Source organism: Nonomuraea sp. NPDC049158 (assembly GCF_040648335.1).
Taxonomy (GTDB): Bacteria; Actinomycetota; Actinomycetes; order Streptosporangiales; family Streptosporangiaceae; genus Nonomuraea.
Genome location: NZ_JBEZDM010000005.1, coordinates 219572 through 237324 on the forward strand (window position 1 = coordinate 219572; position 17753 = coordinate 237324).

Here is a 17753-nt window from a genome sequence, read left to right on the forward strand (position 1 = left end):
GGGGCGCGCTCGCCGTGCTCTGTGCAGTGATCTTCCTTGACGCCCTTGACGTGTCGATGGTCGGCGTGGCGCTGCCCGCCATCCAGCACGACCTGGGCCTTTCTACCTCTTCTCTGCAGTGGGTTGTCAGCGGCTACGTGCTCGGTTATGGCGGTCTTCTGTTGCTGGGCGGCAGGACCGCCGACTTGCTCGGGCGACGCAGGGTGTTCCTGGTCGCGCTGGGTGTCTTCGCCGTGGCGTCGTTGCTCGGTGGTCTGGTGGACGACGGCGCTCTGCTGATCGCGGCCAGGTTCATCAAGGGGGTGGGCGCCGCCTTCACCGCGCCGGCCGCCCTTTCGATCATCACCACCACGTTTCCCGAGGGGCCTGAGCGCAACAAGGCGCTCAGCATCTTCACCGCGTGTGGCGCCAGTGGTTACTCGCTCGGGCTGGTGCTGTCCGGCCTGCTGACCGAGATCGGCTGGCGGTGGACGCTGCTGATGCCGGTGCCGGTCGCGATCATCGCGCTGATCGCCGCGCTCAGGGTGCTGCCGCGTGGCGAGGAGGAGCGGGCCGAAGGCGGCCACGACCTGATCGGCGCCGTGCTGATCACCGCCTCCATGCTGCTGCTCGTCTTCACCGTCGTCCAGGCGCCCGAGGCAGGCTGGACCTCGCTGCGCACGATCGGCTCGCTGGTCGCCGTCGCCGCGCTGCTCGGCCTGTTCGTCTTCGCCGAACTGCGGATGAGGCACCCGCTGGTCCGGCTGGGCATCCTGCGCTCCGGCTCGCTCGTCCGGGCGAACCTGGGGCTGCTCATCCTGATGGGCTCCTACGTGGCCTTCCAGTTCGTGGCCATGCAGTACTTCCAGAACCTGCTCGGTTGGTCGGCTCTGGGCACCGCGCTGGCGTTCCTGCCCGCCGGGGTGCTCGTCGCGATCACCTCGACCAAGATGGGCGACTTCGCCGACAGGTTCGGCACCACCAAGCTGACCATCATCGGCGCGGCCGCGCTGGCCGGTGGCTACGCGATGTTCCTGGGCATCGACGAGCACCCCAGCCTGGGCGGTCTGGTCATTCCCGGCATGCTGCTGCTGGGCATCGCGTTCGCGCTGTCGTTCGCGCCGCTGAACATCCAGGCCACGAACGGCGTGAGCGACGACGAGCAGGGGCTGGCCTCCGGGCTGCTCAACACCTCCGGCCAGGTGGGCGGCGCGATCGTGCTCGCCGTGGTCTCGGCGGTGCTGACCTCGAACGGCACCACCCTGTCGATCGAGTCGCTCCGCTCGGCGATCGTGGTGTCGCTGGTGCTGGCGCTCGTCGGGGTGGCGATCTCGGCCACCGGGCTGCGCGTGCGCAAGCCGGTTGCGGCCCCGCAGGAAGAGGCGAAGGTGTACGAGACGGTCTGACCTGTACATCCGATTCGTTGGCAGGGCCCCGCGCGGTCGCGTACCGCGCGGGGCCTTCTCGCGTATCTCATCCGCTCGCCGCTTGTGGTCCTCTGAACTGGGGAATCAATCTGGCATGCGCCCGCCACCCGCGCTCGGGCATCCGTCGCGCCGCCGCCCGGCCCACGCCGCCGCTCTGGCCTGTCTCGTCGTACTGACCGCGTGCGCTACGGCCCCGCCGGGCGGCGCTGGGAGCGGCGCGACCACGAGAGCGTCAGCCGAGCCCACCCTCCCGCCCAGGGTGGCTACTCCACCGAGGTCGAACGGCCGGACCTCCACCTCCACTTCCACCTCCTCGTCCTCGTCCTCCATCTCTGTCGACACGGGCACGCGGGGGGCGGCGCCGACGAGCACGGTCGAGGTGGACGTACAGCACCACATCGACGACCCGGCCGTCGTGCTGGCCGTCCGCTACGCCGCCCACGACACCTATGACCGCGTGGTGATCGACCTCAAGGGCTCCATGCCCGGCTACAACGTCAAATGGGTGGACAAGCTGCTGCAGGACGGCTCAGGCGAGCCCTTCGACCTCCCCGGCGGCGCGTACCTCCAGCTCATCCTCGCGCCCGCCGACGCCCACGACGCCAAAGGCCGGCCCACCTGGAAGGGCGGCCCCATCTTCCCGGCCAACCTCGGCAACGTGACGCACGTGGTCAAGACCGGCGACTTCGAGGGGCGCGTCGGCGTCGGCCTCGTGCTCAACCATCAGGCGGCGTTCGAGCTGAAGGAGCAGTCCGATCCCGACCGGCTCGTCATCGACGTGGCACACTGACCTGGTGGTTAGAAAGATCGAAGCGGCAACCCGCATCCCGGTGCCCGGCGGCAAGCTCATCGAGGAGCACGTAGGCCGCGTCAACAGCGGCGACGAGGCGGTCTCCATCGCCCACATGGTCGCCCCGCCCGGCTGGGACGAGCCCGCCCAAACGCCCTCGTTCACCGAATACACCGTCGTCCTGCGCGGCACGCTCCTGGTCGAGCACGCCAACGGCACGACCGAGGTCACGGCGGGCCAGTCCATCGTCACGGACCCGGGCGAGAAGATCCGCTACAGCACCGGCCCGGACGGCGCCGAGTACATCGCCGTCTGCCTGCCCGCCTTCTCCCCGGACGGGGCCAACCGCGCCGAGGATTGACCGATCAGCCGCGCAGCGCGGAGGCGAATCCGACCATCGGCTTGATCGCGGCGATGATCGCGGTCGCCTGCGGGTCGTTCACCTCCTCCGCCACGGTCAGCTGGATACCGCTGGTCACGGCCGCCGAGAAGATCGCGTCGTACATCGCCGCGGACTGCGTCCGGTCGAACAGGATGCAGGACTCCCCGGCCGGCTCCGCGAACGGCACCCGGTCACGTCCCGCCCAGTGGTGCCGCTGGCCGACCACCGCCACCAGCGGCACCCGCAGCAGGTGGCGGCTGCGCAGGCCGGTGGCGGGCGGCTTGCCGTAGACCATCGCGACGTCGAGCCTGCCCTCGGCGAGCGCGGTCAGCTGCGGCCCGGTGCGCATCTCCACCATTTCCAGGTCGATCTCCGCATGCCGGGCGTTCGGGGCGGCCAGCGTGGCCGGCAGTACGCGCTGCCCGGCCGGGAAGTTGTAGCCCACCCGCACGGTGCCCGCCCGCCCGGCCGCAGCGGCCCTGGCGGCCTGTGCGGCGCCCCGTACCCGGGTGACGATGTCCTGCGCGCGGTCGCGGAACACCTCGCCGGCGGGGGTGAGCCGCACCTCGTGCGAATTGCGCGAGACCAGCTCGACCCCGACCGAGCGGTCCAGTCGCTGCAGATGCTGGCTCAGTGACGGCTGCGACAGGTGGAGCCGGGCGGCGGCCCGGCCGAAGTGCAGTTCCTCGGCGATCGCCAGAAAGGAGTTCAGATGACGAAGTTCCACGTGCGGCCTCCCGGGCGCACGCTATCCCGGCAGGGGGAGCAGGCGATGAACGCCCGGCGTCCTACGAGCGGCAAGCGTTGATCAAGAGCGTTGTAAGCCGATGCCTCTATTAATGGGCTGAAAGCACGTGATGTGGGAGCACACCGGATGCCGGGGCGCCCAAGGGATCTGGAGGCTCCGCCATGACACGTCCGACCGCCGCTCGCGCGTACATGCTCGGCTTAGCCATCGCCGCTGTGCTGCTCGCCGCATGTAAACCCCAGGCGGAAACGGCCAAAGGCGGCAACCCCAAGCCGACGGGCGGCTGCTCGCTCACCGTGGAAGAGCTCTCCAAGGCCACGTCGCTGAGCTGGGAGCTGAAGGAGAAGAGGGACGACCACCCGCTGGAGACCCTCGAATCGGTCAAGGCGAGCGTGTGTCTCTACACGGCGGCGGACGCTCCGCAGGCGGGGTCGGATCCGCTGGTGCTGAGGACCGACACCGTCGGCGGGAAGGACGTCGCCGCCGTTCGTCAGGAATTCACCGAGTCGTGCACCGGGTACGACGGCAAGGTGCGCGAATCGGCGGCCGCCGCCGGCGCGGTCGTGTGCGATCGTGACGGCGCCGTGGTGGAGGGGCTGGTGGAGAGCGTTGACCGGCTGGTGAACGTCTATTTCGTGAACGCCGACGAGACCACCGCCACCAAGCTCACCAAGAAGTTCGACGCGATCCTGACCGCCGTGAGGTGATCGGCGACACGGGCCGATGTCCGCCCAGTTGGCGCCGGGAGTTCGTCGGTGGAAGACGCATATCATGGGCGGATGAGGCCCACGCTTGACGAGATCCGACGGGCGCCCAAGGTGCTGCTGCATGACCACCTCGACGGCGGCCTGCGGGCCGAGACCATCGTCGAGCTGGCTCGCGACTCCGGCTACGGCGAACTGCCCACGACCGACGCGGACGAGCTTCGGCAGTGGTTCGAGGAGGCGGCCGACTCGGGCTCGCTCGAACGCTACCTGGAGACCTTCCAGCACACCGTCGGCGTCATGCAGACGCGCGAGGCACTGACCCGCGTCGCCGCCGAGTGCGCCGAGGATCTGGCGGCCGACGGGGTCGTCTACGCCGAGGTGCGCTTCGCGCCCGAGCAGCACACCACTACGGGGCTCAGCCTCGATCAGGTGGTCGAGGCGGTGCTGGACGGGTTCCGGCAGGGCTCCGAGGGGCGCGGGATCAAGGTCGGCACGCTCCTGACCGCGATGCGGCATCAGGCGCGGTCGATGGAGATCGCCGAGCTGGCCGTGCGTTATCGGGATGGCGGGGTGGTGGGCTTCGACATCGCCGGGGCCGAGGCGGGTTACCCGCCCACCAGGCACCTCGACGCGTTCGAATACCTGCAGCGGGAGAACGCGCACTTCACGATCCACGCGGGCGAGGCCTTCGGGTTGCCGTCGATCTGGCAGGCCATCCAGTGGTGCGGCGCCGATCGGCTCGGGCACGGGGTGCGGATCATCGACGACATCTCGGTGTCGGACGACGGCTCGGCCAAGCTGGGCCGCCTGGCCGCGTACGTCCGCGACAAGCGCATCCCCCTGGAGATGTGCCCCACCTCCAACCTGCAGACCGGAGCCGCCGACTCCATCGCCGAGCACCCGATCGGGCTGCTGCGCCGCCTGCACTTCAGGGTGACGGTCAACACCGACAACCGGCTGATGAGCGGCACCAGCGTGTCGCTGGAGTTCGACAAGCTGGTGGAGGCGTTCGGCTATGGCTGGGATGATCTGCAGTGGTTCACGGTCAATGCGATGAAGTCGGCGTTCATCCCGTTCGATGAGCGGCTGGCGCTGATCAACGGTGTGATCAAGCCTGGATTCGCGCGGATGAAGTGGCAGTCGTGAAAGAGACCTACCGTTCCAAGACCGCCTTCGTGCTCGGCTGGGTGTGGCTGGCGTTCGTCGCCTTCAACATCTGGGATCTGACCGCCCGCTACAACGGCAAGCCCTCGCTGGTGGCGGGCGCCGTGCTGGGCGCGCTGACCGCCGTGGTCTACCTGGTCGCGCTCCGCCCCGCGACCGTGGTGACCGAGGAGGGGCTGGTGGGGCGCAACCCGCTCCGCTCGACGTTCGTGCCCTGGGCCTCGGTGAACGACGTGGTGGTCTCCCACACCATCAACGTCCGCTACGGCGCCGAGCAGGTGTTGCGGCTGTGGACGCCGATGAGCACGGCGCGCGAGCGGGCCAGGGCGCAGCGCCGGGCCGCGCCGAGGCAGGAACGCGGTCGCTTCAAGACCGAGCCAACGCTGAGCAAGGCGGAGCAGGCCGCCGCGGAGGCGTTCGCCGGGAAGACGCACGCCGACTGGGTGGGGCAGCAGATCACCGAGCGGGCGGAGTCGGCCCGCCGCCGCGATGTGGAGGCCCCGCCCGCCCGCGCCAGCTGGGCGATCGACTCGTTCGCGGTGCTGGCCGCGGCGATCGCGCTCGTGGTGATGGCGGTCGTGATCGGCTGACCCGGTCAAGCCACGGTCGTGATGGGCTGACCAGCCGAGGTTGTTGACCCTGACACCGTGTCAGGCCCTACACCTGGAGAGGTCATGTTCAGTATCGGAGACTTCGCCAGGCTCGGGCTCGTGTCCGTGCGCATGTTGCGCCACTACGACGCGATCGGGCTGCTGCGCCCCGCGCACGTGGACCCGGCCACCGGCTACCGCTCATACCAGGCGGCGCAGCTGTCCAGGCTCAACCGCATCGTCGCGATCAAGGACCTCGGCTTCACGCTGGAGCAGGTCAGGGCGATCCTCGACGACAAGGTCAGCACGGAAGAACTGCACGGCATGGTACGCCTGCGCCGCGCCCAGCTGGAGGCGCGGATCAGCGCCGACCTGGCCAGGCTGCGCGGCGTCGAGGCGAGGCTCCGGACCATCGAGACGGAGGGTCACATGCAGACGGATGAGGTCGTGCTCAAGGAGATCGCCGCGACCAGGGTCGCCGAACTCAGCGCGCGGGCCGCCAGCTACGAGGGCGAGGACATCGGACCGGTCATCAAGCCGCTGTTCGTCGAGCTCTGCCGGCGGCTGGAGACGGCGCGGGTGGCCATAGCGGGTCCCGGCATCGCGTACTACATCCCCGAGGACGACGGCGCGGTCATGGTGCACGTCGCGTTCCCCTTCACGGCAGAAGAGCGGGACGGGTACGACGTCCAGTTCGTCACTTTGCCGCGCATCGAGACGGCGGCGACGATCATCCATCACGGCCCGATGGAGGAGGTGGGCCCGACGTTCCAGGCGCTGGCGCACTGGATCGAGGCGAACGGCTACCGGTCGAGCGGCCTGGCCAGGGAGATCTCCCTGCACTGCCCGGACGACCTGGCCGAATGGGTGACGGAGCTCCAGATCGAGGTGGCCCCGGTCTAGTGGAGGAGCTGGAGCGGCACCGTGCCGAGCTGACCGGTTACTGCTACCGGATGCTCGGCTCCGGGTTCGAGGCCGAGGACGCGGTGCAGGAGGCGCTGGTCAAGGCATGGCGCGCCCTCGACCGCTACGACCCTGACCGGGCGCCGCTCCGCTCGTGGCTCTTCCACATCGCCACCAACGTCTGCCTCGACATGCTGCGGGGCGCTCAGCGGCGGGCGCGGGCCATGGACCTCGGCCCCGCCGGGTCACCGGGCCCCGACCTGGGCCCGCCGCTGACCGGCCAGGCCTGGCTCCTGCCGATCCCCGACAGCCGGGTGCTCACCGCCGATCCGGCCGAGCTCGCCGTCGAGAGGGAGACGGTACGGCTGGCGTTCGTGGCCGCGCTGCAGCGCCTCCCACCACGGCAGCGGGCGGTGCTGATCCTGCGCGACGTGCTGCGCTGGAGCGCGGCCGAGGTGGCGGAGCTGCTGGAGGGCAGCGTCGCCTCGGTCAACAGCGCTTTGCAGCGGGCCAGAGCGACGCTTTCCGAGGTGCCCGCCCGCGGTGGTCTTTCCGGGGTGCCCGCCCGCGGTGGTCTTTCCGGGGTGCCCGCCCGCGGTGGCGAGGTGGACCGGCGGTTGCTGGAGCGGTATGTGGACGCGTTCGAGCGGTATGACGTGTCGGGGCTCGTCGCGCTGCTGCACGAGGACGCCACGATGTCGATGCCGCCGTTCGCGTGGTGGCTGCGGGGCAGAGAGGACATCCGCAAGGCCATGCTCGCGGCGGACGCGCCCTGCGGCGGCTCACGCCTGGTGCCGGCGGGCACGGCCAACGGCTCCCCGGCGTTCGGGCAGTATCTGGGGGGCGAGCCGTTCGCGCTGCTGGTCGTCGAGGTCTCGGGAGAGCGGGTCAGGGCGACGACCACGTACCTGGACACGCGGCTGTTCCCGCTCTTCGGCCTGCCGATGAGTTTCGCGGGCCCGCCTCGTACAGGTGAGTGAAGGAGGGCAGAACAATGCCGAACATCATTGACCACCCCGACCGCCCCTACGTGGGGGTCCGCGGGACCATCAGTATGACCACCTTCGGCCTGGTGGCCGACCGCATCGGCGAGCTGATCGGGTGGCTGGCCGAGCGCGGGGTGGCACCCGCCGGGGCGCCGTTCCTCAGGTACCTCGCCATCGACATGCCGGCCGACCGGCTGGAGGTCGAGGCGGGCGTGCCGGTGGCGGCCCCGGTGGCCGGCGAGCGGGACATCTTCGCCGCTCACCTGCCGGCCGGACGCTACGCGACGGTACGCCATCACGGCCACCCCGACCAGCTCAGAGGCGTCATCGAGAACCTCCTGACCTGGGGCGCCGAGCAGGGCCTCAAGTGGGACATGACGCGAGACGGCGACACCGAGCACTGGGGCTGCCGCCTGGAGCTCTACCAGACGGATCCCCGCGTCGAGCCCGACCTCAACAACTGGGACACCGACCTGGAGTTCCGCCTGACCTGACCTCTCCGGCGCCCCCTCTCCGGCGCCCGAGGGGACGGGTGCCGGAGCGGGCGGTGCCTGGAGGGGGCGGCGCCGGAGGGTCGGTGCGTAAGGGGGCGGGTGCCTGGAGGCCGAGCGCCTGAAGCGGTGCCTAGAGGCCGAGTGCGGCGCCGACGTCCGTTTTCAGGGCGTCAAGCTCTCGTACGGCCAGCGTTCGGGCATCCCCCACCGGGCCGATGACCGGAACGACCACCTCCAGGTAGCACTTGAGTTTGGGCTCGGTCCCCGAAGGCCGGACCACCACCCGGGCGTCGCCGGACAGCACGTACCGCAGCCCGTCGGTGGGCGGCAGCCCGCCGTCACCCAGGCTCAGGTCGTCGGCCCGTTCGACCGCCCGGCCGCCCAGCGCGGCCGGGGGGTCGGCGCGCAGCCGGGCCATGGCCCCGGCGATGAGCGACAGGTCCTCGACCCGGACGGACAGCTGCGCGGTGGCGTGCAGCCCGTAGCGTCGGGCCTGGTCGTCGAGCAGGTCGAGCAGGGTACGCCCGGCGCGCTTGGCCGCCGCGGCGATGCCGGCCACGGTCAGGGCGGCGCCGATGCCGTCCTTGTCGTGGACCGGCAGCCCGGCGTCGGAGCCGACGCTGTAGCCGATCGCCTCCTCGTAGCCGAAGACCAGCCCGGGGCCCGCCTTGATGATCCACTTGAAGCCGGTCAGCGTCTCGCCGTAGCGGACGCCGTGGGCGGCGGCGATCTTGCTCAGCAGCGTCGAGGAGACGATCGTGGTGGCCACCAGGCGATCGCCGGACGTGTGCGTGATCACGTGCTCGGCCAGCAGGCCGCCCACCTCGTCACCGGTCAGCATGCGCCAGGAGCCGTCGCCCAGCGGCACGGCCACGGCGCATCGGTCGGCGTCGGGGTCGTTCGCCAGGACGAGATCGGCGTTGATCTTCTTGGCCAGTGCCACGGCCAGGTCGATCGCGCCAGGTTCCTCCGGATTGGGGAACGCCACCGTCGGGAAGTCGGGGTCGGGGTTGCGCTGTTCCTCGACGGCCATCGGCGTCTCGAACCCGGCGGCCAGGAACGCGCCGGTCAGCGTGCCCGACCCGACGCCGTGCAGCGGCGTGTAGGCGACCCGCAGCTCGCGGGCGTCGCCGAGCGGCAGCGCGAGCACCGCGTCGATGTAGTCGTCGATGATGCTCTCGCCCAGGTCTGTGAGTGTGCCGGGCGCGTTGAGCGGCAACTGGTCGACGCGGCCCACTGCCGCGATGGCGGCGGAGATCTCGGCGTCGATCGGCGGCACGATCTGGGAGCCGTCGCCCCAGTAGACCTTGTAGCCGTTGTCACGGGGCGGGTTGTGGCTGGCGGTGACCGTCACACCGGCGTCGGCGCCGAGGTGGCGGACGGCGTAGGCGAGGATGGGCGTCGGCAGCGGGCAGGGCAGCAGCGAGGCGTGCAGCCGGGCGCCGGTCAGCACGGCCGCGGTGTCGCGGGCGAACACGTCGGACTTGTGGCGGGCGTCGTAGCCGATGACGACGTGCCTGCCGGGGCCGAGCACCTGGGCCAGACCGGCCGCGGCCCGCATGACGGTCACCCGGTTCATCCGGTTGGGGCCCGCGCCCAGCTCACCGCGCAGACCGGCCGTACCGAACTCGAGCCCGGCGCCGAAGCGGTCACGCAGCGCCTCGACGTCGCCGGAGTCGAGCAGCGCGGACAGCTCGGCCCGGGTCTCGGGATCCGGATCCTGCGCCAGCCAGAGCCGGGCCGCCTGGACCAGGTCGGCGGCTGTGCGAGCAGTGGTGGTCACAGACGGTCCACGATCTTGGCCAGGAGGGTGCCCATGCGGGCGGCCGTCGCGCGGCCGACCTGGAGGACCTCTTCGTGGTCGAGCGGCGCGTCCGCCAGCCCCGCCCCCGGGTTGGTGACCAGGGAGACGCCCAGCACCTCGAGACCGGCCTCACGGGCCGCGATGGCCTCCAGGACGGTGGACATGCCGATCATGTCGCCGCCCAGCGTGCGCAGCATGCGGATCTCGGCGGGTGTCTCGTAGGTGGGGCCGCGGAAGGCCACGTAGACGCCCTCGGCGATGGTCGGGTCCACCTCCTGGACGAGCGCGCGCAGCCGTCGCGAGTAGACCTCGGTGAGGTCGATGAACGTGGTGCCGGTGATCGGGTTGGCCCCGGTCATGTTGATGTGGTCGCTGATCAGCACCGGGTCGCCGACCTGCTGCGTCTCGGGGCGCAGACCGCCGGCCGCGTTGGTCAGCACGATCGTGCCGACCCCCGCGGCGGCGGCGGTGCGTACGCCGTGGACGACGGAGTCGACACCGCGCCCCTCATAGAGGTGGCTGCGACCGAGGAAGACGAGCGCGTGCCGCCCACCGGGGGTGCGGAGGATCCGGATCTTGCCGCCGTGCCCGGCCACGGCCGGAGCGGAGAAGCCGGGCAGGTCGGTGAAGGGGATCTCCGTGACCGTCTCGCCGATCGCGTCCGCGGCCGGCACCCAGCCGGACCCCATGACGAGGGCGACGTCGAAGGTGTCGAGGCCGGAGGCGCCCTTCAGCGCCTCGGCGGCGGCTCTGGCCAGGGTGTACGGGTTGTTGGTCACCATGCACCTCCTGCGTGGATGCCTCGTCCGTCCGGGTAGCGAGGAAATGTAGAACGGTCGGGCACGATGGTCTCCTGGTTTTGTCGGTGACAGTCGGTAGTTTGATCGGCGTGTCCCGTTACCGCCTCCAGCCGTCGCCTGGCCAAGAGAGAGCGTTGCTGGAGCACTGCGCGCATGCCCGATTCGTCTGGAATCTGGCGGTGGAGCAGCACGCCCATTGGAAGGCAGGCCGCGTGTCCGCTCCGGGGTTCGCCGAGCACTGCCGCCAGTTGACCGAAGCGAGGGCGGCCTTCGAGTGGCTGCGTGCCGGGTCGATCATCGTGCAGCAGCAGGCGTTGAAAGACTTCGCCCAAGCGATGGCGAATTTCTTCGGCAAGACGCACCGCCGCCCGACCTGGCGCAGGCGCGGCCGCGATGAGGGCTTTCGGATCGTCGCGGTGAAGACGAGTGAGGTGCGTCGCCTGTCGCGGCGGGTGGGCGAGTTGCGAGTGCCGAAGATCGGCTGGGTCCGCTTTCGCTGGTCGCGGGCTGTGCCGGAGGGGGTGAGGTCCTACCGGGTCACCCGTGATGCGCTGGGCCGCTGGCATGTCGCGTTCGCCGCGATCCCTGACCCGATCCCAGCACCAGGGACGGGCGCCGTGGTAGGCGTGGACCGGGGCGTGACGGTGGCGGCGGCCTTGTCCACCGGCGAACTGCTGACTGTGCCAGCCCTGCGCGAGGCAGAGCAGACGCGCCTGCGGCGACTGCGGCGCAAGCTGGCCAAGGCGAAGCGCGGATCCAACCGGCGCGGCAGGGTCAAGCAGGCGATCGCCCGATTGAGAGCCCGCGAGAGCGACCGACGCAAGGATTGGGTGGAAAAGACCAGCACCGACCTGGGCCGCCGCTTCGATGTGATCGCAGTGGAAGACCTGAAGATCGCCGCCATGACGAGGTCGGCAAAGGGCAGCATGCAGGAGCCCGGCCGCAACGTCCGGCAGAAAGCCGGGCTGAATCGGGGCATCCTCGCCAACGGGTGGGGTGCTCTGGTGAAGCGGCTGGAGCAGAAGGCTCCGAGCCGCGTCCGAAAGGTTAACCCGCGCTACACATCGCAGACCTGCAACGGCTGTGGGCATCGCGCGGCGGAATCGAGAGAGAGCCAATCTCGCTTCTGCTGTGTCGCCTGCGGTTGGCGGGACAACGCCGACGTGAACGCGGCCAAGAATGTCCGAGATACCGCCGCAGGGCATGCGGTGGCTGCGCGGGGAGGCTTGCCGCTGGGCGAGCCTGCGAACCGTGAACCTCAGCGTGACCTCCTCCTCGTGGAGTAGACACCGTTGGAATCCCCCACTTTCAAGCGGGGGAGGATGCCAACTCAGTAGTTTAGGAGGAGCCTGTCGAGGACCCGTACCCCGAACTGGAGCGCGTCCACCGGCACCCGCTCGTCCACGCCGTGGAACATCGACGCGAAGTCCATGTCCCCGGGCAGCCGCAGCGGCACGAACCCGAACCCGCGCACGCCCAGGTCGGCGAAGAAGGTCTTGTTGTCGGTGCCGCCGGACATGCAGTACGGCACGGCCCGCGCGGTGGGGTCCTCGGCCTTCAGCGCCGCGATCATCGACTCGACCAGGGCGCCGTCGAACGTGGTCTCCAGCGCGATGTCGTGGTGCACGAACTCGCGGCGGACGTTCGGGCCGATCAGCGAGTCGATCGTCTTGAAGAACTCGTCCTCGTGGCCGGGCAGGAAGCGGCCGTCGATCACGGCGGTGGCCTGGCCGGGGATGACGTTCGACTTGTAGCCGGCGTTGAGCTGGGTCGGGTTGGCGGTGTGGCTCAGCGTGGCGCCGACGAAGCGGACCAGCGGCCCGATCTTGTCCAGGATGGGCGCCGGGTCGTCCTCGTCGAAGGGCAGGCCGAACGCGTCCGCGACCTCGGTGAGGAACTGGCGGACCGTCGGGGTGAGGGTGATCGGCCACTCGTGGGCGCCGACCCTGGCCACGGCCTTGGCCACCTCGGTGACCGCGTTGTCGGTGTTGAGCATCGAGCCGTGCCCGGCGGTGCCGTCGGCGATGAGCTTCATCCAGCCGAGGCCCTTCTGCGCGGTCTCGATCAGGTAGAGCCGCAGGGACGGGTCCACCTCCAGGGAGTAGCCGCCCACCTCGCTGATCGCCTCGGTGACGCCCTCGAACAGCTCCGGGTGGTGCGCGGTGAGGTGCTTGGCGCCGTAGTTGCCGCCCGCCTCCTCGTCGGCGACCCAGGCGAAGACGAGGTCGCGGCGCGGCTTGCGGCCCTCGCGGGTGAGCTGGCGGAGTACGGCCAGCATCATCGCGTCCATGTCCTTCATGTCCACCGCGCCCCGGCCCCAGATGTAGCCGTCGCGCACCTCGCCGCCGAACGGGTCGACGGACCAGTCGGCCGCGTTGGCGGGCACCACGTCGAGGTGGCCGTGGACCAGGAGCGCGGGCAGCGACGGGTCGGTGCCCTCGACGCGGGTGACGACGTTGCCCCGGCCCGGCTCGCTCTCGATGTAGGTGGCCTCGATGCCGACCTCGTCCAGCCTGGCCATGACGGCCTCGGCGGCGGCCCGCTCGCCGGGGCCGGTGCCGTCCCCGTAGTTGCTGCTGTCGACGCGGATGAGTTCGGCGCAGAGTTCGGCGACTTCGTTCTCGGCGGGCGTCATGGTGTCCTCTCCAGGGTGAGCAGGCCGGACTTGTGCAGGTGACCGCGTTTGTAGGCGCGGGTGATGAGGGTGACGTCCAGGTCGGTGACCTCGTCGAGCGGGCCGACGACGCCCGTCAGGAAACGGTAGAGGTCGGCCTCATGGGCCACCGCCACCTGGACGATCAGGGAATGGGTGCCCGAGGTGGCCGCGCAGTAACGCACGCTGGGGTGCGCCGCGAGCCGCTGGCCGACCAGGTCGAGCCCGTGCGGCCGGACCTTGAGCCAGAGCTTGCCCTCCACCTCCAGGCCGAGCAGCGCGGGCTCGACCTCGGCCCGCAGCAGCAGGAGCCGCCGTTCGAGCAGCGAGGACACCCGCCTGCGGGCGGTCGGCACCGAGATGTCGAGCCGCTCGGCGATCGCCGTGAACGCGATCCTGCCGTCACCGGCCAGCAGCTCGGCGATCTCCTGCTCCAGCGGCGAAAGACCGTCCTCGTCGGGAAGGACTTCGAGGACCGGGGGCGGACGCAGTTGGGCCGCCTCCTGCTCGCCGAGGTAGGGCGCGTGCCACTCGGCGACCGTCCTGAAGGTGTGCAGGACGACCTGCGTCTGCGTCTGCAGCACCCCGTCGATCTCGCTGATCTCCGCGGTGAGGATGTCGTGCAGCTCCTCCCGTGACCGGGCGACCAGCTCGCAGGCGAGGTCGGCCGCCCCGGTCAGCGAGTAGACCGAGCGCGTGTCGGGCCGGTCGGCCAGCGCTTTGGCGACCTGCGCCGACGTACCGGGGCGGACCTGGACATGCAGGTGCACGGGTCGGCCGTGGCCCGAACGCAGGTCGTCGTAGATCGCGGTGACGCGCACCATGCCGTCGGCGATCAGCCGCTGTAACCGGCGCGCGACCGTGCGTTCGTGCTCGCCGACGGCCCGGCCGATCTCGCCCCACGACGCGCGGGGACTGATCTGGAGGGCGGCGACCAGGCGCCGGTCGAGAACATCCACGGGGAGCCGTCTCTATGTCGGGTTTGTAAATATGTTGCCAGGCATTTGACTGTTTCGGTCGCCCGAATGCACAGTAGGCCATCATCGCAGTTGTCAGCAAAGGAGCCCCCCGTGGCGACCTCCCCCGTGGCGCCATCGCCACTCGGCATTCCCAAAAGCCGTGTCCGACAGCTCATGGCGGCCAGCATCGGCAACGTCGTCGAGTGGTTCGACTGGTACACCTACAGCTTCCTGACCGTCTACTTCGCCGAGCAGATCTTCCCCAAGTCCGGCACTAACAGTCTGGTCCCGGTGCTGAGCGCCTTCGCGGTGTTCGCGGTCGGCTTCTTCATGCGTCCGCTGGGCGGCCTGCTGGTGGGCGCGTTCGCCGACCGGTTCGGCCGCAAGTCTGCGATGACCTTCACGATCATCCTGATGGGCGGCGGCTCGCTGCTGCTGGCGATCACGCCGACGTACGAGGCGGCGGGCGTGCTCGCGCCGATCATCCTGACCCTGGCGCGGCTGATCCAGGGACTCTCGGTCGGCGGTGAGTTCGCCGCGGCGACCACGTTCCTGGTCGAGTCGGCCCCTCCCGGCCGTCGCGGGTTGTTCTCGAGCTTCCAGTACGTCAGCACCACCATCGGCCAGCTCTTCGCCTCCGGCCTGGCCGCCCTGCTGGCCGCCAACCTCGCCGAAGCCGACATGAGCTCCTACGGCTGGCGCATCCCGTTCGTGGTGGGCGCGGTGATCAGCCTCGTGGGTCTGTGGATCCGCAAGGGCGCCGAGGAGACCAGCGCGGTGGTCAGCGAGATCCAGGAGGGCAAGACCGAGCGTCCGGGCCTGTTCGAGTTCCTGGTCCGCTACCCGACCAAGGCCGCCATGATCGTCGGCATCACCGTGGCGGGCACGGTCGCCTACTACACCTGGACGACCTTCCTGCCGACCTACGCCCAGCAGAACGTGGGCTTCGACAAGGGCCAGTCGCTCACGGTCGGCACGATCTCGCTGGTCTTCTTCATGATCCTGCAGCCGCTGCTCGGCATGCTGTCGGACCGGGTCGGGCGCCGGCCCATGCTGATCACCTTCGGCCTGGCGTTCACGATCCTGCCGGTGCCGCTGCTCGGCATGCTGACGAACTCCTTCTCCAGCCTGCTGTTCATCCAGTGCCTCGGCATGATCTTCCTCGGCTGCTTCACCTCGGTCTCGGCCGCGGTCAACTCCGAGTTGTTCCCGACCCGGGTGCGGGCGGCGGGGGCGGGCTTCCCGTACTCGCTGACCGTCGCCATCTTCGGCGGCACCGCGCCGCTCATCGGCACGGCGCTGAAGGACGCGGGTAACGCGGGGCTCTTCCCGTGGTACATGTCGGCGCTCGCCCTGGTCTCCACGCTGGTGTACGTCTTCGCGCTCAAGGAGACCAAGGACCAGCCGCTCAGCTAGTCGCCGATCGATTTGCAGGGGCGTCCCCGCAGCTCCTTGACGTAGTCGTCGGGGGCGCCCGCCCGCTCGGCGGCGTCGGCCAGGATGCCCAGGTAGCGGGCGGAGGGCAGGCCGCCCTCATAGCCGTCGAGCACGTAGAACCAGGCCACCTGCTCGCCGTCGAGGGTCTGCACCCGCAGCCGCACCTTGTGGTAGAGGCCGCGGACCGCGCCCTCCCACTGGTCGAGGGAGTTGGCGTCCAACTCGGGCACGTCGTAGAGGACCACGAAGACGTGCTCGTCGGGGTCTTCGACGATGGTGGAGAGCGCGCCCTCCCAGCCGAAGTAGTCGCCGCCGAACGTCAGGCGCCAACCCTGCAGCCAGCCCACGCCCCGGATCGGGGAATGAGGGGCGCGCATGGCCATCTGTTCGGGGTCCATGTTGCTGCCGTAGGCCGCGTATACAGGCACAGCTGACAAGAGTAGCGCGCGACCGGCCGCCCCGTTCGTCGTCAGCGCGCGCCATGCGGGACAATAGGCACGTGACGAGGATCGTGATCATCGGTGGCGGACCAGGCGGCTACGAGGCGGCTCTGGTGGCGGCGCAGCTAGGCGCGCAGGTCACCATGGTCGAACAGGACGGGCCTGGCGGCGCCTGCGTGCTGACCGACTGCGTGCCGTCCAAGACGCTCATCGCCACCTCCGTGCGTAAACAGGCCCTCCTCGACGCCCCCTCGCTGGGCGTCGGATTCTCCGGCGGGCTCGATGGCGACGTCGGCGTGGCGAGCGTCGATCTGCCGCTGGTCAACAAGCGGGTCAAGGAGCTGGCGCAGGCCCAGTCGGCCGACATCGAGACCCGGGTCGCCGCCGAGGGCGTCGAGATCATCAAGGCCCGCGGGCGGCTGGTCGACCCGCAGCTGGTCAAGGCGGGCGACCGCGCGATCAAGGCCGACGTGGTCATCGTGGCGACCGGCGCGACCCCGCGCATCCTGCCGGGGGCCGAGCCCGACGGCGAGCGCGTGCTCACCTGGCGCCAGCTTTACGACCTCGACGCGCTGCCCGAGCACCTGATCGTGGTCGGCTCCGGGGTGACGGGCGCCGAGTTCGCGGGCGCCTACCGCTCGCTGGGCGCCGAGGTCACGCTGGTCTCCAGCCGCGACCGGATGATGCCCAACGAGGACGCCGACGGCGCCGAGGTGCTCGAAGAGGTCTACCGGCGCCGCGGCATGAACGTCATGGGCCGCTCACGCGCCGCCTCCGTCAAGCGGACCGCCGACGGTGTCGTGGTCACGCTCGAAGACGGCCGTACGGCTGAGGGCTCCCACGCGCTGATGACGGTCGGCATGGTGCCCAACACGGGCGGCATCGGCCTGGAGGAGGCCGGGGTCCAGCTCGACAGGAACGGCTTCATCAAGGTCGACAAGGTCTCGCGCACCTCCGCGCCGGGCGTCTACGCGGCGGGTGACTGCACCGGCGTGCTCATGCTCGCCTCGGTCGCCGCCATGCAGGGCCGCATCGGGGTCTGGCACGCGCTGGGCGAGGCCGTCCAGCCGCTGCGGCTGGCCACGGTGGCCTCCAACATCTTCACCGATCCGGAGATCGCCGCGGTCGGCGTGGCACAGCGCTCGATCGAGGCCGGCGAGATCGAGGCCAACGTGGTCAAGCTGCCGCTGGCCACCAATGCCCGGGCCAAGATGCAGGGGTTCAACGACGGCTTCGTCAAGCTGTTCTGCCGTCCGCACACCGGGATCGTGCTGGGCGGGGTCGTGGTGGCGCCGCGGGCCTCGGAGCTGATCCTGGCGCTCTCGGTGGCGGTGCAGCAGCGGCTCACGGTGGATCAGCTGGCCCACACTTTCGCGGTTTATCCGTCTTTGTCGGGATCTATCACCGAGGCGGCCCGCCGGTTGATGCAGCCTGAGGCGCAGATCGGGATCTGACCCGGCTTCCACGAAACCGGGCGCGCCCCGAAAGGG

General features: G+C 70.2%; 18 protein-coding genes. 12 read left to right on the forward strand and 6 right to left on the reverse strand.

All coding sequences use genetic code 11. The features are described 5' to 3' along the window. The first annotated feature begins 26 nt into the window (after positions 1-26). The 3 genes from AB0B61_RS13865 (at position 27) to AB0B61_RS13875 (ending at position 2557) form a co-directional block, all read left to right on the forward strand. The gene (locus tag AB0B61_RS13865; protein ID WP_358431641.1) at positions 27-1385 is read left to right on the forward strand and encodes an MFS transporter; all 1359 of its coding nucleotides are present in this window, start codon (positions 27-29) and stop codon (positions 1383-1385) included. Positions 1386-1500: 115 nt separating this feature from the next. Further along, positions 1501-2196 (forward strand): hypothetical protein, encoded by a 696-nt coding sequence (locus AB0B61_RS13870; protein WP_358431642.1) that lies wholly within the window; start codon positions 1501-1503, stop codon positions 2194-2196. 4 nt (positions 2197-2200) lie between these two features. After that, positions 2201-2557: a cupin gene (locus AB0B61_RS13875; protein WP_358431643.1), complete on the forward strand. Its 357-nt coding sequence runs from the start codon at positions 2201-2203 to the stop codon at positions 2555-2557. A 4-nt stretch (positions 2558-2561) separates the two neighbouring features. Here the strand turns inward: AB0B61_RS13875 and AB0B61_RS13880 are convergent, their stop codons facing one another. Then, complete coding sequence (locus AB0B61_RS13880) at positions 2562-3305, reverse strand: LysR substrate-binding domain-containing protein (protein ID WP_358431644.1); 744 nt, start codon at positions 3303-3305, stop codon at positions 2562-2564. A 182-nt stretch (positions 3306-3487) separates the two neighbouring features. Here AB0B61_RS13880 and AB0B61_RS13885 point away from each other — a divergent pair, with 182 nt between their 5' ends. The 6 genes from AB0B61_RS13885 to AB0B61_RS13910 all read left to right on the forward strand — a co-directional run bounded on the left by AB0B61_RS13885 (position 3488) and on the right by AB0B61_RS13910 (position 8170). Continuing rightward, the gene (locus AB0B61_RS13885; RefSeq protein WP_358431645.1) at positions 3488-4033 is read left to right on the forward strand and encodes a hypothetical protein; all 546 of its coding nucleotides are present in this window, start codon (positions 3488-3490) and stop codon (positions 4031-4033) included. Positions 4034-4105: 72 nt separating this feature from the next. Next, positions 4106-5179, forward strand: coding sequence for an adenosine deaminase (locus AB0B61_RS13890; RefSeq protein WP_358431646.1), 1074 nt, complete (start codon positions 4106-4108; stop codon positions 5177-5179). Beyond that, positions 5176-5787: a PH domain-containing protein gene (locus tag AB0B61_RS13895; RefSeq protein WP_358431647.1), complete on the forward strand. Its 612-nt coding sequence runs from the start codon at positions 5176-5178 to the stop codon at positions 5785-5787. Before AB0B61_RS13890 ends, AB0B61_RS13895 begins: the two co-directional genes overlap by 4 nt. Positions 5788-5871: 84 nt before the next feature. Then, entirely contained in the window at positions 5872-6690 is an 819-nt protein-coding gene (locus tag AB0B61_RS13900; RefSeq protein WP_358431648.1) for a MerR family transcriptional regulator, read from the forward strand. Then, a complete protein-coding gene (locus tag AB0B61_RS13905) occupies positions 6651-7670 on the forward strand; it encodes a sigma-70 family RNA polymerase sigma factor (protein ID WP_358431650.1) in 1020 nt (339 codons plus the stop codon). Before AB0B61_RS13900 ends, AB0B61_RS13905 begins: the two co-directional genes overlap by 40 nt. 14 nt (positions 7671-7684) lie before the next feature. Further along, the gene (locus AB0B61_RS13910) at positions 7685-8170 is read left to right on the forward strand and encodes a GyrI-like domain-containing protein (RefSeq protein ID WP_358431651.1); all 486 of its coding nucleotides are present in this window, start codon (positions 7685-7687) and stop codon (positions 8168-8170) included. 130 nt (positions 8171-8300) lie between these two features. Here AB0B61_RS13910 and AB0B61_RS13915 read toward each other — a convergent pair whose 3' ends face one another. Together AB0B61_RS13915 and AB0B61_RS13920 are read right to left on the reverse strand one after the other, a co-directional pair. Then, positions 8301-9953, reverse strand: a complete 1653-nt coding sequence (locus AB0B61_RS13915; protein ID WP_358431653.1) for a phospho-sugar mutase — start codon at positions 9951-9953, stop codon at positions 8301-8303. Continuing rightward, complete coding sequence (locus AB0B61_RS13920; RefSeq protein WP_358431918.1) at positions 9950-10753, reverse strand: purine-nucleoside phosphorylase; 804 nt, start codon at positions 10751-10753, stop codon at positions 9950-9952. The genes AB0B61_RS13915 and AB0B61_RS13920 overlap by 4 nt, the downstream gene beginning before the upstream one ends. A 110-nt stretch (positions 10754-10863) precedes the next feature. Here AB0B61_RS13920 and AB0B61_RS13925 point away from each other — a divergent pair, with 110 nt between their 5' ends. Beyond that, on the forward strand, positions 10864-12060 hold the full coding sequence (locus AB0B61_RS13925) for a transposase (RefSeq protein WP_358431919.1): 1197 nt from the start codon (positions 10864-10866) through the stop codon (positions 12058-12060). A 44-nt stretch (positions 12061-12104) separates the two neighbouring features. On the opposite strand, the gene AB0B61_RS13930 is transcribed toward AB0B61_RS13925, so the two are convergent. Both AB0B61_RS13930 and AB0B61_RS13935 read right to left on the reverse strand, forming a co-directional pair. Next, the gene (locus AB0B61_RS13930) at positions 12105-13409 is read right to left on the reverse strand and encodes a M20/M25/M40 family metallo-hydrolase (RefSeq protein WP_358431655.1); all 1305 of its coding nucleotides are present in this window, start codon (positions 13407-13409) and stop codon (positions 12105-12107) included. Then, complete coding sequence (locus AB0B61_RS13935; RefSeq protein WP_358431656.1) at positions 13406-14386, reverse strand: Lrp/AsnC family transcriptional regulator; 981 nt, start codon at positions 14384-14386, stop codon at positions 13406-13408. The genes AB0B61_RS13930 and AB0B61_RS13935 overlap by 4 nt, the downstream gene beginning before the upstream one ends. Positions 14387-14497: 111 nt before the next feature. Here AB0B61_RS13935 and AB0B61_RS13940 point away from each other — a divergent pair, with 111 nt between their 5' ends. Beyond that, positions 14498-15802, forward strand: a complete 1305-nt coding sequence (locus AB0B61_RS13940) for an MFS transporter (protein WP_358431658.1) — start codon at positions 14498-14500, stop codon at positions 15800-15802. Here AB0B61_RS13940 and AB0B61_RS13945 read toward each other — a convergent pair. Then, positions 15799-16251 (reverse strand): gamma-glutamylcyclotransferase, encoded by a 453-nt coding sequence (locus tag AB0B61_RS13945; protein ID WP_358431660.1) that lies wholly within the window; start codon positions 16249-16251, stop codon positions 15799-15801. The genes AB0B61_RS13940 and AB0B61_RS13945 overlap by 4 nt on opposite strands. 71 nt (positions 16252-16322) lie before the next feature. Here AB0B61_RS13945 and AB0B61_RS13950 point away from each other — a divergent pair, with 71 nt between their 5' ends. Next, entirely contained in the window at positions 16323-17717 is a 1395-nt protein-coding gene (locus tag AB0B61_RS13950) for an NAD(P)H-quinone dehydrogenase (RefSeq protein ID WP_358431662.1), read from the forward strand. Positions 17718-17753: the final 36 nt, after the last annotated feature.

Coding starts and splice junctions, on each gene's coding strand:
- AB0B61_RS13870 (WP_358431642.1), top strand. CDS start 1,501: ATGCGCCCGCCACCCGCGCTCGGGCATCCGTCGCGCCGCCGCCCGGCC.
- AB0B61_RS13885 (WP_358431645.1), top strand. CDS start 3,488: ATGACACGTCCGACCGCCGCTCGCGCGTACATGCTCGGCTTAGCCATC.
- AB0B61_RS13890 (WP_358431646.1), top strand. CDS start 4,106: ATGAGGCCCACGCTTGACGAGATCCGACGGGCGCCCAAGGTGCTGCTG.
- AB0B61_RS13900 (WP_358431648.1), top strand. CDS start 5,872: ATGTTCAGTATCGGAGACTTCGCCAGGCTCGGGCTCGTGTCCGTGCGC.
- AB0B61_RS13905 (WP_358431650.1), top strand. CDS start 6,651: ATGGGTGACGGAGCTCCAGATCGAGGTGGCCCCGGTCTAGTGGAGGAG.
- AB0B61_RS13910 (WP_358431651.1), top strand. CDS start 7,685: ATGCCGAACATCATTGACCACCCCGACCGCCCCTACGTGGGGGTCCGC.
- AB0B61_RS13930 (WP_358431655.1), bottom strand. CDS start 13,409: ATGACGCCCGCCGAGAACGAAGTCGCCGAACTCTGCGCCGAACTCATC.